This is a genomic window from Enterococcus sp. DIV1304_2 (genome assembly GCF_050555445.1).
Classification (GTDB): Bacteria; Bacillota; Bacilli; order Lactobacillales; family Enterococcaceae; genus Enterococcus_B; species Enterococcus_B pernyi.
In genome coordinates, this window is sequence record NZ_CP187851.1 from 2,548,958 (window position 1) to 2,563,782 (window position 14,825).

A 14,825-nucleotide genomic window follows, 5' to 3' on the forward strand; every position below is an offset into this window, starting at 1 on the left:
TTGCAGATCGGATCACGACCTTGCGATCACTTCATTCATTTTTTATGAATCATTTAAGCTAAGATCCCGGCAGTACTTAATGCAATCGAAAGAATCAAAATGATCCAGATCACGCGAGTTGAATTCAATTTCTTCTGACCTAACATCCAGTAAGTCAATAAGACTAATAAAACCGGTACTAATGAAGGTAAGATCGCATCTAATGTATCTTGAACAACTAACTCCACCCCATTTTGTTTGTAAACGAAAGGAACCGTTGCTTTGATAACTGACGGAATCAAGGCACCAATAACTGTGATCCCTAAAACAGTTGCTGCGTTGGTGAATGCTGTTAGTTTATTTTTCAGAGTCGTAACTAATTTAACTCCTTGCTTATAGCCAAGTGGTAATAATGCTGCTCGTCCAAAAAGTAAAGCGATATTGGCAATGATCCAGATCACACAGCCAACGACTGATCCGCTTTGTGCCAATGTACCCGCGATTGAACCAAAAATCGTTCCCCAGATGACATGGAATAATGAATCGCCTACCCCTGCCAATGAACCCATCAACGCTGTTTTCAACGCGACAATCGTATCTTTTGCTTTGTAACCATCTTCTTCTTCAATTGCCACATCGATCCCCATGATCAAGTTCCCAAAAATCGCATTCGTATTGAAAAATTGATTGTGGGTATTCATCATATCTTGTAATTGTGATTTGTCTTCCCCATAGAATTTTTTCAGTACAGGTAAAATACCATAGAGATAACCGGTACTCATCATACGCTCATAGTTCCAATTCAATTGGCTACCAAGGATATAGCGCCAACTGATGACATTCAATTCTTTTTTCGTTAACTTTTGATTACTCATCGCCATCAAAACCTCCTTCAAGTGTTCCAGTGGTTGTCACTGTTTGAGCAGTTGCTTCTTTTTCGTTATCTCGTTTGAATACTAACAATGCAGCAATAACACCAACGATTGAAATCCCAAGCATTGGTACTTGTAGATAGGCTGATAAGAAGAAACCTAAAAGTAAGTAAGGAATATACTGTTTTGCTGGTAAATAATGTAAAAGGATGGCCACACCGACAACTGGTAGTACGCCACCTGCTGTACGTAATCCATTCATCAACCATTCAGGTGTATTTTCTGTGATTGTTGAGACTGCCGCATCACCGACTAGTAACATCAATAAGATCGGGATTGCTCGAGAAAGCCCCCATAGGAATGAACCAGATAATACTAACCGTGGGATACTGTTGATACGCATATCTTCAATCGCACGATCTACACGGTGTAGCAAAAAGACATTACAGAAGCGAGCAACGACATCAAGCTGTAGCATCAGTAATGATACTGGTACAGCTAGACCGATCCCATATTCCGCGCCTTTACCAGAAATCACAGCAAACGCCGTTCCTAATACAGCGCCAGTAAAGAAGTCGGGTACAGATGCACCTCCAAAAGCCGCAATCCCTAAACGCATCAATTGAAGGGTTCCCCCTACCATCAAGCCAGTTTCTAAATCTCCCATGATCATCCCGGAGATCATTCCCGCAATGGCTGGTTGTGTCAACGTATTTGAAATAAGTGAATCATTGATTGCAATAAAAGCATAAACTGTAATAAGAATAATTTGATACATGGCTAAATGTTGCATGATTATTTCCTCCTAAATCACTTTCTTAGTTTTTCCATAAAATCGATGACTGGATCATTTGGTACCAGTTGAGCGGTCACTTTTATGTCTTTGGCTGCGATTGCTTCAAACACTGCTTCTTCTTCTTTCATGACCTTGATGCTTTTCGTGATTTCTCTCGCACCTTCTTTATGACTCATGTTTCCTACATTGATTGCAGCCAGCTCACCGCCCGCTTCTAAATACCGCAAGACATCTGTTGGATTTTTAAAAAGTAAAAAAATACGTTGCTTGCCATATTTGCCAGATTGAACATTTTTTGCCGCCGCAGCAACAGTTAAAACGGATAGCCGCATAGATGTAGGCGCTGCCATTCTTAATGAAGATTTTTGTAAAGAATCCATTGCTGCCTCATCATTGATCACGATGATCCGTTGTGTATTCAAACTTGTGGACCAAATTCCTGCAACTTGACCATGAATCAAGCGTTCATCAATCCGTACATTGACAATATTCGCTTTGCCTTTAAATTCCTTATATTGTGCTAGATCTCCCTCTACGGCTTGCGTTTCTTCCGCTTCTGTTGCGATCATCTTGTTTTTGACATCTACGATACCCCCGCGTGCCAAATCGATCAACGCCTCGATCGTTGCTTGTGGATTAAGGGTCGCTTCCATGACTAAAGGTAAAGACATCCCAGCAATAATTGTAACTTCTTCATCTTCTAGGTAATTTTTTAGCGCTGTGTTACATGGTGTCCCACCTAACAGATCTGCAATAATCAAGGTCGAACCGTTAAGGGCTTTCATTTTCTCAGTTAATTCATGTTCAAATTGTAAATTATCGCCATCTGGTCTTAAAGAAAGTGTGTGGACATGTTCTTGCACGCCAACGATCATCTCTAAACTGGCTTTGACTCCATCGGCCATGCTACCATGACTGACCAATAAGATATTTCTCATCTCTCTTCCCCCTTAAATAAACATCTAAGCTACTTAACATGTTAGCTATTGATTACGTACACTATATCACATATCAACTCAAACGTAAACCTAACATCTTAACATATTATATTTTTTTCTTAAAAAATTTAGATCCAAAATTAATCCATTGCCACAAACAAGTTAACATGTTATGGTAAGATTAATTGAATACCGCAAAAAAAGGAGGTCTCATGTGGTGATTCCCAAATATGAACAAATTAAGCAAGAATTATTAGCTGAAATCAAAAATCATTTATTTGTTCCTGGAGATAAGTTTTACTCAGAAGCAGATATCAAGAAAAAATATTCTGTCAGCTCGATCACAGCCGTTAAAGCATTGAATGAACTTACAACCGCTGGCTATCTCTATCGCGTCCAAGGGAAAGGGACCTTTGTTTCTAAATCAAAAGTCTCTCAATCAGTCAAATTCTCAGATATCGAATTACATTCATTAGATAAAGAGAAGGTCAAAGTCGTTTCGATAGAAGAAGCGCAAGAACCTGAAATTTTAGAAGAACTTGGACTACCAAAAAATGGTTCTTATTATCGCATCAAACGAGTGCGATATTTTGAGGATATCCCTTTCCTTGTGCATATCACTCATCTGCCAAAACGTTTGGTCAAGGAACCTATTAGTAAAGACTTATCTCAATACTCCAGTATCTACGAGAGAGTGAGAAAAGATTTTGGGATCGACCTCTTCTCTCTTTCATCTGTTGAGACGAATGAAATCGTCTTTCCCGATGATCCAGAATTATTGAACTTGTTAAAGTTAAGCTTTCGCGAACCAGTCGTCAAACAAGTCAAGCATTCTTTTCTTGCCGATCGAAGCGTAGCCGAATATATCATTAGTTATAAGCACTGGAAATATTTCAAAACAAAAATCGAAGTAGAAGCAGAATAAGTAGAACGGTAATAGCCGTAATTTCGCACCCATTGAATGAAATAAGCAAAACCAGAAGGAATCCATCAGACCGTTCTTTGAACGTTTTGTGGATTCCTTCTTAACTATATATCTATCTATGGTCAGAGTTACCTACTTTAAAAAATAAATAAAGTTATTTATTTTCCGATCTTTCTGTTTTTTTATTTTGCCATTCGCTTTTTCTGATTATTTAGGTTATACTAGTTTAAAGTTAATATGTTAACAAATTAAGAGGAGTGGTATGATGGGATTACAACGAACAAAAGATTCCCTTATTTCCATCAGTCAGTCTGTCGATAGCGCCTGGCTAGCGAAGCAAATTGATTGGTGTTGCCAAAAAATCGAACATAATATGACACGCTACGGTCTAGATTTTCCGTCGGCTTGCGCAACAAATGGGATCTATCGGATCAAACCTAATGATGACTGGACGAATGGCTTTTGGACTGGCATGTTATGGTTGGCTTATGAATGGACTGGCAAAGAGAAATTTCTCGTACGTGCCATGGAAAATATCCATAGTTTCAAAGAGCGTTTAACCACACATCACGTATTAGATCATCATGATATTGGTTTCTTATATAGTTTATCTGCTGGTGCAGGCTATCGTTTAACCAACAGCTTATTATGCAAAGAAGAATTGCTTCAAGCTGCAGATGTCTTACTTGCACGTTTTCAAGAAAAAGGACAATTTATCCAAGCCTGGGGCGCGTATGGCGATCCAAAAGAGTATCGCTTGATCATCGATTCATTGATCAACTTACCTTTATTGTTCCAAGCTTCTGAGATTTCAGGTAATGATCATTATCGAGAAGTAGCAAAGAAACATTACGAAACAGTGTTACGTACCGTTGTTAGAGAAAACGCAACAACTTTCCATACGTATTATTTTGATCCTTCAACCGGTACACCAACTCACGGTGCCACACATCAGGGAAATAGCGATGCGTCGATTTGGGCACGTGGACAAAGTTGGGCTGTTCTTGGGATTCCTTTAAATGAAAGTTATTTAAGAACTTCATCTTTACCTAAAAATTATGAAGCAATCGTTGATGTCTTTTTGACACATTTACCAGAAGACCTTGTTCCTTATTGGGATTTTGATTTCACAGATGAACATCCTTCTGACAAAGATAGTTCAGCCTTAGCGATCACCGCCTGTGGATTATTAGAAGCCACAAAAATGGAAGCGTATCCTCAGTCTGAAGAATTAGCGAAAGGAATGCTCTACCAATTAGGCGAACATTACACATCCTTGTCCGAACCTGATAATGAAGGTCTACTACTACATGGCGTATATGCCCATGCAGAAGGTAAAGGAATCGATGAACCTAATCTTTGGGGCGATTATTTCTACCTAGAAGCTCTGATGCGTTTAGCAAAACCCTCGTGGAAAAAATATTGGTAAGGAGAAACCAACATGCAAACTTTTGAAATAAAAGAAGACTTTCTTTTAGATGGGCAGCCGATCAAATTGATCAGTGGCGCCATCCACTATTTCCGTCTTCCTCAATCGCAATGGGAAGATAGCTTATATAACTTGAAAGCATTAGGCGCAAATACTGTCGAAACCTATATCCCTTGGAATATCCATGAACCCAAAGAAGGACAATTCAACTTCGAAGGGATGAATGATTTCACTGCTTTTGTTGCACTTGCTCAACAACTCGGACTAATGGTGATCCTACGTCCTTCTGTATATATTTGTGCAGAATGGGAGTTTGGCGGTCTACCCGCTTGGTTATTAAAAGAACCAGGTATTCGTTTGCGGTCGACGGATGAACGATTTATGACAAAAGTCAAAAAATACTATGATACCTTACTGCCAAAGATCGTACCTTTACAGATTTCAAACGGTGGCCCTGTCATCATGATCCAAATCGAGAATGAATATGGTTCTTATGGGATGGAAAAAGCGTATCTACATGAAACGAAACAACTACTAGAGAATGCCGGCATCACTGTTCCTCTATTTACTTCCGATGGCGCTTGGAATGAAGTATTGGATGCTGGAACCCTGATTGAAGATGATGTATTCGTCACTGGCAATTTTGGTAGTCATTCTAAAGAGAATAGTGCGGTCTTGCAAACCTTTTTTGAGAAACATGGGAAAAAATGGCCCTTGATGTGTATGGAATATTGGGATGGTTGGTTTAATCGCTGGGGCGAGCCGATCATCAAACGAGATGCTCAAGACCTAGCGAATGAAGTCAAAGATATGTTAGAAATCGGTTCTTTGAATCTGTACATGTTCCACGGAGGCACCAATTTTGGTTTTTATAATGGCTGTTCCGCACGTGGAAATACCGATTTACCACAATTGACAAGCTATGACTACGATGCGTTACTCACTGAAGTGGGTGAACCTACAGAAAAATATTATGCTGTCCAACAAGCAATCAAAGAAGTTTGCCCCGACGTATGGCAAGCAGAACCACGTACAAAACAATTAGAGTCTCTTGGTAGTTACCCAATTGATACTAGCGTTTCTTTACTAAACACAAAAGAAACACTAGCAAAAGCGGTACCTACCGCATATCCTATGACGATGGAACAAGTCAGTAATGGGTATGGTTACGTCTTATATTCTTTGGCATTGAAAAACTATCACCATGAAAACAAAGTGCGGATCATCGAAGCAAGTGATCGAGTTTCTGTTTATGTGGACGAAACCTATCAATTGACGCAAGACCAAACAACGATCGGTGAAGAGTTCATGATCCAAGGAAAGACAGAAAATGAAGAAATCCAATTAGATGTACTAGTAGAAAATCATGGAAGAGTCAATTATGGCTCAAAATTGAATAACCCGACCCAAACAAAAGGGATTCGTGGCGGAATCATGCAAGATATCCATTTCCATCAAGGCTATCTACATTATCCTTTGCCACTATCAGCCGAGCAACTTCAGCTGATCGACTATCAAGCTGGTAAAAATCCAGCTCATCCTTCGTTTTATCACGTATCATTTGATGTAGCCGAGCCGGTAGATACGTATATCGATTGTTCCAACTATGGTAAAGGAGTGATTTTTGTCAATGGGATCAACCTTGGCCGCTATTGGAATCGTGGACCGATCTATTCACTTTATTGTCCAAAAGATTTCCTTAAAAAAGGGAAAAATGAAGTGGTGATTTTCGAAACAGAAGGCGTCGAGATCCACTCTTTAGATTTTCTCGCAGAACCGAAAGTTGAGCAAAGTGTTTAACTATTATAAACAAACAAGACGAGAGTCATCATTTGATGACCCTCGTCTCTTTTCGTTGTCAGTTATTCATGTTCCAATTCAATTTTCTTTGGGTGTTCTTCTTCCGGAACTTGTTCAAACTTCCGCAATAAATAAATCTTACGAATATTCAATACTAATGTTTTGATCACCGCATACACAGGGATACAGATCAACATTCCCATGATCCCAGCAACACTTCCTGCACCGATCAATACTAAAATGATCGTTAGTGGATGAATGTTCATTGTTTTTCCGAAGAGTAATGGCTTGATCACATTGCCATCCAATTGTTGGATAACAAGAATGGATAACGCCATGTAGAGTGCTTGAAATGGCGAAATAAACAGTCCGACAATAATAGCTGGTACTGCACCAATAAAAGGGCCAACGTACGGTATGATATTCGTCACGCCGCAAACGACTGCCAACAACAGACTATATGGCTGCTTGAAAATCGTCATTGCAATAAAACTCATCACGCCAATGATCACTGCATCCACAATCGTGCTACTGATATAAGCAGATAGTGTTTCATTCAACTCTCTGACCGTTTGGCGTAATTCTCCTCGAATTGCTTGAGGAAAGAAAGGCGATAACGCATCGATAAATTTATGTCCATCTTTGAACATAAATAATAAGATGAATGGGACAGTAAACAATAAAATAAAGAATTGCATCATAAAAGAAAGAATTCTTGAAACGCTCCCTGTCAGACTAACCAACAAGATATTGAACAAGTTGCTCAACGACAAGTTGGCAGACGCAAACTGTTCTTCTAGATTCAATGAACGAAACTCTTCTCTTTGCATGATCTCAGTCAACCAACGACTTGTTTCGTCTGCATATGCAGGGATACTTCTGGTTAATTGCACTGCTTGATCAACCAATTGAGGCAGGATGTTCATGATGGTCAAAAAGACGATCACTAATAAAACGATCAATGTCAATAGATAGCCCAACACGCGTGGTACTCGATGTTTTTCTAAAAACAAGACAACTGGATTAAACATGTAATAGAAAAATCCAGCAATGATCAACGGCATAATGATTGCAGATGCCATTCTTAAAATCGGGTGAAACACATTTGGCATACGTAAAATAAAGAAAACGCCAATAATCGTTAAGACTAATTCCACTGTCCAAAATAACAATTTTGACTCTTTGAACCTTGAATACATAGATATCCTCCAAATTTCATGCTTACAGATACTCTTATTTTATCATTTATTCATCGGTAAAGCGCTATTTTTTCTTTTATTTCTTGTTATTTAAAAAAAGTGGTTACTTAGGTAGATAAACTAACCAGATGTAAGTTAGTAATATTTTTATACGTGGATAATTCTTCGATCACTTCTGCATACGTCAATCCTTTTGGTAAATCGATCGTATAAACATTTTTATAAATACGGTAATCATCCACAAATTTTACATCAAAATTGACATCCTCGATCGTAATGTTTCTTTTTTCAAAATAATCATTCAAGAAATCCTTGGTTTCTTTTCGATGAATAAATTGGATCACTAATTTTTTTGTTGTTGGTACATGGATGATGCGCTTCACTACAGTCAATGCAAACACAATACCGACGAAACTAGTGAGTGCAATGGCATAAAAACCCATTCCGATTGCAATACCCAATCCTGCGATTGCCCAAAGTGATGCTGCGGTCGTTAACCCAGTCACTGATTGTTTCGTGACGATGATCGTACCTGCTCCTAAAAAGCCGACGCCACTGACAACTTGTGCAATCAAGCGGGCTTCATCTGAACGGAGGGTCCCAACTAATTCAGGATACTCTAATGCATTTCTCAACGCACCACTGGCAATTTCCACTTGGATCAAGGCAATGATACAAGCCCCCATACAAACCAAAATATGTGTACGCATCCCTGCTGGACGGTTTTTATATTGTCGCTCAAAACCAATTGCTCCGCCAAAAAGCAATGCAATACTCAATCGTATAATAATTTCTGGTATGGATAAAACCATATCCTCCATGACTATCCCCCCTCTTATCAAATATAGCACGACTAAAAAAAACAAACAAAATATAACTATTTTTTATGACCTAAAAAAAGCCACTGTGCCAGATCATCTGATAAAAACCAGATGATCTCCAGTGACTGAAATCTTTTCTATTATAATTTGCTTGCTGCTGCTTCATCAACAATGACTACCACGTCATCATGATTTTGCAAAGCACTTGCTGGCATATCTGTGGTAACAGGTCCGTTGATCATTCCTTTGATTGCTTCTGCTTTACTTTCGCCATAAGCCATCAAGACGATTTTTTTACCGTTTAGAATTGAGCCGATTCCCATAGAAACTGCTTTCGTTGGGACGTCTTCCACTTTATCAAAGAAACGTTTATTGGCATTGATTGTTGATTCAGTTAAATCGACCACACTTGTTTTTCCATCAAATGGAGCACCAGGCTCATTAAAACCGATGTGACCGTTTTGACCGATCCCTAAAATTTGGATATCGATTGGATGTTCTTCAATGATTTGGTCGTAGGATTGACAAGCTTGATCTAAATCAGCTGCTTTTCCATCAGGTACGAATGTTTCTTTAAATGGTTTCTTGTCAAATAATTCAACATTCATAAAATGACGGTAGCTTTGATCATCTGAACCGCCTAGTCCAACATACTCATCCAAGTTAACAGAAGTCATGTTACTGAAATCCATGTCGCTTGAAGTCATTTCTTTATATAAAGTGATTGGCGTACTCCCTGTTGCTAAACCTAGAACTTTCGCACCATTTTCCATTCCATTTTTAATTATCTCAAAAGCTTTTTTTCCGCCTTCTTCAGCATTTTTCACACGAATGATTTCCATAACGATTACTCCTTTTGTTTTGGTATAGCCCAATTATAGCACCTTTATTTCAAAATGACAATATCTGTATAGACCAAATATAAAAAAATCATTTATTAAGGTGTAACTATCATTATTCCGTTTACCAAAACAATCCCTTACAAATTTGAAAATAAATAATAGGTAAACAAAACATATCACAAAATTTCGTTCTTATGAGAATGATTCTAGCCTCTCTTGAAATTCTGATGAAAGGATATGGATTGAGGGTTTCTTTTTAATCTGTACAATGAGCTTTTTAGCGATCAAATATTGATTGATTTGTTTTAATTTAGGATAAGATATATTAATGTGTTTTCTCAATTCAATATCTGTAATATATTCATTTACCTCATTATATAAATGACCTTGAATCAATACAAATAATACTTCAACCATATCTTTGTCTTTCAGATCCAATTGTTTAAGATTATTAATTGCATTATCTAGTTTGGCTTTTGCTATCTGTAGCTCTTCAATCACCTTAGTTTGTCCATCAATAATCAATTGATACATATTTTGTACAAACAGAGTCAAATCCGCTTTATTTCTCGGATTTGAAACTTCTTCGAATAACTTTCCATAAGCTTTTTTATCATGTGTGATTGCATTTGAAATTGTGATCCCAGTTAAAAAATCTAATTTTCTAGAAAGATAATTTGAAATTAAAAGTAGAAAAAAAGTTAAATCTAGAGTTATACTCTTCCTCGAATTCGTTTCTATTTTCATAAAAAGTAATTTTTAATGGTATATAGCTCATTTTCACCACTTCTCCTTCACTCTATTTTAATAAAAAAACCATTTATTAAAATAGAATGCAATTTTTTCTTGATAACCAAGATATAAATCCATAATTATGCTATAACAAAATATACCAACTAAAAAGAACCTATCCTCTCCTTTAGTTGGTATACAAAATTTATATAGTTAATTAATTTATTCTAGCTTATTTTTCTTTTATCAGGATAAATAATTGCTTGAAAGATAAACGCGCACAATTGGAAAATCAGTCCCGTAACAGTCACACCTACCCAACCATAATGCTGCCACATCATTGAGCCTAATAAAGAGCCTGTTGCTCCACCGATAAAGTACATAAACATAAAAATCGTGTTGTTGCGGTTACTTGTTGCTTCGCCAAGACCTTGTACTCTGCTTTGATTCGCTACTTGCCCGAACTGGTTCCCAACATCTAATAAAATGATTGCAACTAATAGGACAGCAACATAGTCACCCGCAATGAATAAGGCTAGGAAACTGATTGTCTGCATCACTAAGCCCATGCCAACGATTCTTCTTTCTGAATAACTATCCGCCAAGCGGCCCACGATCGGCGCAGCTACTGCTCCCGACAAACCAAAGATTGCCAAGATCCCTGCTTCAAAAGTTCCCCAACCATAGGCTGGGCTACTGATATAAAAGATCAGCGTTGACCAAAAAAGCGAAAACGTTCCAAACATAAAAAAGCCATTGATTGCAGCTTCACGCAACAATCGTTGCTCTTTGACGAGTTTCGGTAAGCTTTTTAGTGAGGCAAGGTAAGAGACTGTTGACTCTTTTTCTACCGTCCCTTGTGTTCTCGGTAATTTTAAATAGAGTAGCACAGTGAGCGCTCCAACTAGGCAAAGGGCAAATAGGTAAACACTACGCCAAGAAAACCAACTAGCAAGAAGTCCTGAAACAGTTCGAGAGAGCAAGATGCCCATTAGTAAACCACTCAATAAGATCCCCATGGTTTTTCCTCGCGCTGCTGGTCCTGCAAGTACGGCGCCGTAAGGAATAATGATTTGTGGAACAATCGATAGTAGACCAATCAAGAAAGAAGCAACTGCAAATAGAGCAAAGTTTGGTGCGAAAAAGGCTGCTAATAAGGATAGTGCAGATAATCCCGCCATGCGAATGATCAATTTAGGTCGATCGACGACATCCCCTAATGGAACTAAAAATAATAATCCTAATGCATAGCCTAACTGAGTCAGCATCGTCAACAAACCCACAGCACTCGTATTGACTGATAAATTTGCCGCTACTTTTGTGCCAATTGGTTGGATATAATACATATTTGCGACGACTACCCCACAGGTGATCGCTAATAATAAAATCAATGATTTCGAAAGCGGTGTTTGCTTATTCATTTCCATCGGATTCCCCCATTTCCTTTCTTAGTTTACAACTTCTTAGAATAATTGAAAACAGGGAGGCTCAAATAAAATAAATAAAGTTATTTAACTAAATGTTTTCTTCGATCTCGATAGATAATGACCACCAATACTGTTAAAACTAACACACTAGCGACCAAAACAAGTGCTTTTATATGTTCCCCATGAAACAATGCTTCTCCGCCACACGCATATAAAAGGGAAGATGGCACTACGCCGATAAGGATCGATAATAATAACTCACGAACCGAAAGATTTAAGGAGGTTGCGGCAAAGTTCACGACAGAAGACGGAATCACCGGTACCATATAGCCGATCATGACTCCTATTTTTGGATGCTTCATCCGACGTATTGCTTTGACCCAACGATTCTCTTTTTTACTATGATCCATAAAGGTTAAATGTTGCATCAAAACGATCGATAAGATATTTCCAAGTGCATTGCCTGTTACATTGATAACTGTTCCTAGAAATGGACCATAACTTAGGCCGACGACCACACCGATCACAGAAGTAGGAATACCTGGCACCGCACACATCAAACTGATCAACAACGTCAAAATAAACGCAGCAGATACTCCGTGTGAACGAATTTCTCGCATCCATTCTTTACGACTTGCCCGTGGATCTAGCAATAACTGGATATCTGGTCGATACTCTAAATAAAGTTGATAGCCAACAAACAAAATCAGCAGTAATCCTAAACCAATCAGTGTATTACGTATATATTGCTTTTTCATAGCGACTTCTTCTCCTCCTCAGACTTACTCACTGTTAGTGTATCATTAGATGAGGAAACAGAACAAACGTGATACTTAAAATACCAGACTTTCAATCACTATTATTCTAAACTTGCTGAAGACAATACAATTCGCTCAAAAAATACCGAACCACTCATATCAAAGTTTCGGTTCATAATCATGAATAGAAAAGATTTAATTACTTTTATTTTGCAATAATTCACTGCTTTTAGTTTACCTTGGTGGCTTTAATATCTGGCTTTCTAATTTTTCATTTATTAATATTTCCTATTTCTTTCTACATCGTAAGAGGATTTTTTCGATTCATCAGACTTTACTATTAGAGGATTTGTTGTACATGAAGTCTATAGCTACGTTTAAATTCAATATTTGCCATTTTCATCACTGCTTTTATTGCTTCATCTGAAGAGTCGAATTCATACTTACTCTTTTCGAATCCATCTTCAACTATTGTATATCGTTCTTGATCATAACTGATAAGTAAATAGCGATCTTTTTTGAACGTAAGAATTTTTAACTTAAAACAATCCTTCGATTTAAATTTTCTTTTCAAAAATTGCTTTAATTGCTTTTTACAAATCATGTTCATTTTACTATGCCTCTACTTTCTTGATAGACTTAGTAATTCTGTGATTTTTATTGAATCGATGAATAAATTTGTTTACTTCTTTATCAAATAATTCTTTTTTTAACGTTCGACTAATATAAAAAACTTGTACCTTCTTATCCTCTATTATAAAAGCAATTCGAAAGTTTTCTTTTCCTAAACGGATTTTCATTTCATAAATCGATTGTTTTGCAGGTGTATCAACAGGCTTGATTCGATAAAAGTTATGTGTCAAATACTCATTCACTTTATACATGATTATTTCTTGGTATCTGTTTGATTGATTCCCAGAAAATGCATTTAGAATTTCCTTACTGACCTCAACCTCATATGTCATACCTATTCCTTCCTACTTAAATTTCCAATCATTTTCACTTTTCTATGATAGTGACATTTGCTTTTCCACAAGTTAATTCTTGTTCTAATATTGACTTTATTTGCCATGCACATTCTTTTGAAAATGGTTCAGCCTCTTCCCATGATCCTAATAAAGGATAATTATGGCGTACCGTTTTAACATACTGTTTATTTTTTACTCCTCGTGTTTGAACTTCTACATAATACATAACTATACCTTCTTTGTTAAATTATTTATGTAAAGGCTACTCTTTCAAGCAGCTGAGAAAAAAGTGGCAGAAAACACAGAGGATCTGGCGAGATTAATTGAAGGTTGCAACGACAAGCCTTTTGTCCTACAAGTTGGATAGAAGATCATGTACCACAACATAATTATAGTCTATAAAAACAAGGCTTTCTATTCGTTTTATTTATATCTGCTATAAAAAATGCCACCCGAAGGTGGTTAGCGCATATGCTTTTACCTGTATTTTAATTTTATAATTACTAATGGCTTCTATTCACTTAAACCGCTTTAATATCAAGCTTTTAACAATTTAAAAAAATTACTGATAGTTTCTGTGCTTTAATGAAAATTACTATCATTTTTAGTTACTCCACCAAAGTATAGCTCAAAAACCAACCATCTTTTCAATCAAATAATCCTATGGAGGGGATGAACTATCAATTGTTGAGTTCTTCTCCTTTATGCAAATAAGCATATATAAGGGTTTTATTTGGAAGAATTTATGGCAACGTCCTATACTTAAATTATCAAATAAAAAGGACGTGAAGATAAATGTCAGATTTAGAACACAAAGAAGAAAAAGCTTTAGACAAAATTGTTGCTACAGTCAATAAACTGGATAAAGAATTAAATGAACTTGATACGTTATCTGAAAATCCAGAAAAAAAACACAACCTAAAAAAATGGTTAGTTGAACGTAAGGCGATTCATGAAATCAAAAAAATTCTTCATGAAGCTGATAAATACGAAAAATATGATGAAAAAGAACTTGATAAAGAATTTAAAGAAATTAATGATCTATTACAATAATCTGTTAAAACGACTCATTTTGAGTCGTTTTTTTTATACAAAAACACTACCAGAACGAGTCTGGATAATAGTTGAGTTACGAGAAATTATACACGTACCCAAATTCCTTTTAGCTACTATCATCTATTGCCATCTATATCTAATCACGAATAAGTTTTAGCAATAGACTTGATGAACATCTTTCTTTTCTGCTACTACTCATTATCAAATGATTTTTACGTTTTTACTTGTGTTGCCACGAGTTATACTAGAAACACAGAGCATTTCAAGAAACAAAAAAAGGCTA

15 protein-coding genes are annotated in these 14,825 nt (G+C 36.9%); 4 read left to right on the plus strand and 11 right to left on the minus strand.

All coding sequences use genetic code 11. From position 1 onward, the window contains the following. Positions 1-53: 53 nt before the first annotated feature. Genes IGJ14_RS11720 through IGJ14_RS11730 form a run of 3 tightly spaced genes read right to left on the minus strand, consistent with a single transcriptional unit; the run spans position 54 to position 2,585 of the window. Positions 54-854 carry a PTS system mannose/fructose/sorbose family transporter subunit IID gene (locus IGJ14_RS11720; RefSeq protein ID WP_195273361.1) on the minus strand — a complete coding sequence of 267 codons (801 nt, stop codon included), beginning with the start codon at positions 852-854 and terminating at the stop codon, positions 54-56. Further along, positions 847-1,644, minus strand: a complete 798-nt coding sequence (locus tag IGJ14_RS11725) for a PTS mannose/fructose/sorbose/N-acetylgalactosamine transporter subunit IIC (RefSeq protein ID WP_010734299.1) — start codon at positions 1,642-1,644, stop codon at positions 847-849. The genes IGJ14_RS11720 and IGJ14_RS11725 overlap by 8 nt, the downstream gene beginning before the upstream one ends. A gap of 17 nt (positions 1,645-1,661) precedes the next feature. After that, complete coding sequence (locus IGJ14_RS11730; protein ID WP_081277420.1) at positions 1,662-2,585, minus strand: PTS mannose/fructose/sorbose transporter subunit IIAB; 924 nt, start codon at positions 2,583-2,585, stop codon at positions 1,662-1,664. Positions 2,586-2,802: 217 nt separating this feature from the next. Between IGJ14_RS11730 and IGJ14_RS11735 the strand changes: the two genes are divergently transcribed. The 3 genes from IGJ14_RS11735 to IGJ14_RS11745 all read left to right on the plus strand — a co-directional run bounded on the left by IGJ14_RS11735 (position 2,803) and on the right by IGJ14_RS11745 (position 6,739). Continuing rightward, positions 2,803-3,510: a GntR family transcriptional regulator gene (locus tag IGJ14_RS11735; RefSeq protein WP_023520339.1), complete on the plus strand. Its 708-nt coding sequence runs from the start codon at positions 2,803-2,805 to the stop codon at positions 3,508-3,510. 265 nt (positions 3,511-3,775) lie between these two features. Next, positions 3,776-4,939: a glycoside hydrolase family 88 protein gene (locus IGJ14_RS11740; protein WP_195273322.1), complete on the plus strand. Its 1,164-nt coding sequence runs from the start codon at positions 3,776-3,778 to the stop codon at positions 4,937-4,939. Between the two features lie 12 nt (positions 4,940-4,951). Beyond that, complete coding sequence (locus tag IGJ14_RS11745; protein WP_195273323.1) at positions 4,952-6,739, plus strand: glycoside hydrolase family 35 protein; 1,788 nt, start codon at positions 4,952-4,954, stop codon at positions 6,737-6,739. 62 nt (positions 6,740-6,801) lie between these two features. On the opposite strand, the gene IGJ14_RS11750 is transcribed toward IGJ14_RS11745, so the two are convergent. The 8 genes from IGJ14_RS11750 to IGJ14_RS11785 all read right to left on the minus strand — a co-directional run bounded on the left by IGJ14_RS11750 (position 6,802) and on the right by IGJ14_RS11785 (position 13,712). Then, positions 6,802-7,938, minus strand: coding sequence for an AI-2E family transporter (locus IGJ14_RS11750; protein ID WP_066025571.1), 1,137 nt, complete (start codon positions 7,936-7,938; stop codon positions 6,802-6,804). 107 nt (positions 7,939-8,045) lie between these two features. Next, positions 8,046-8,759 carry an MgtC/SapB family protein gene (locus tag IGJ14_RS11755; RefSeq protein WP_010734293.1) on the minus strand — a complete coding sequence of 238 codons (714 nt, stop codon included), beginning with the start codon at positions 8,757-8,759 and terminating at the stop codon, positions 8,046-8,048. 140 nt (positions 8,760-8,899) lie between these two features. Beyond that, a complete protein-coding gene (gene nagB, locus IGJ14_RS11760; protein WP_065096032.1) occupies positions 8,900-9,601 on the minus strand; it encodes a glucosamine-6-phosphate deaminase in 702 nt (233 codons plus the stop codon). A 192-nt stretch (positions 9,602-9,793) separates the two neighbouring features. Beyond that, complete coding sequence (locus IGJ14_RS11765) at positions 9,794-10,348, minus strand: hypothetical protein (RefSeq protein ID WP_065096031.1); 555 nt, start codon at positions 10,346-10,348, stop codon at positions 9,794-9,796. A gap of 212 nt (positions 10,349-10,560) precedes the next feature. Beyond that, entirely contained in the window at positions 10,561-11,760 is a 1,200-nt protein-coding gene (locus tag IGJ14_RS11770; RefSeq protein ID WP_065096030.1) for an MFS transporter, read from the minus strand. A gap of 80 nt (positions 11,761-11,840) precedes the next feature. Beyond that, on the minus strand, positions 11,841-12,518 hold the full coding sequence (locus IGJ14_RS11775) for a TVP38/TMEM64 family protein (RefSeq protein WP_195273324.1): 678 nt from the start codon (positions 12,516-12,518) through the stop codon (positions 11,841-11,843). Between the two features lie 614 nt (positions 12,519-13,132). After that, complete coding sequence (locus tag IGJ14_RS11780; RefSeq protein ID WP_065096027.1) at positions 13,133-13,483, minus strand: hypothetical protein; 351 nt, start codon at positions 13,481-13,483, stop codon at positions 13,133-13,135. 34 nt (positions 13,484-13,517) lie between these two features. Next, positions 13,518-13,712, minus strand: a complete 195-nt coding sequence (locus IGJ14_RS11785; protein WP_065096026.1) for a hypothetical protein — start codon at positions 13,710-13,712, stop codon at positions 13,518-13,520. A 569-nt stretch (positions 13,713-14,281) separates the two neighbouring features. Here IGJ14_RS11785 and IGJ14_RS11790 point away from each other — a divergent pair. Beyond that, positions 14,282-14,539: a hypothetical protein gene (locus IGJ14_RS11790; protein ID WP_010734286.1), complete on the plus strand. Its 258-nt coding sequence runs from the start codon at positions 14,282-14,284 to the stop codon at positions 14,537-14,539. The last annotated feature ends 286 nt before the right edge of the window (positions 14,540-14,825 follow it).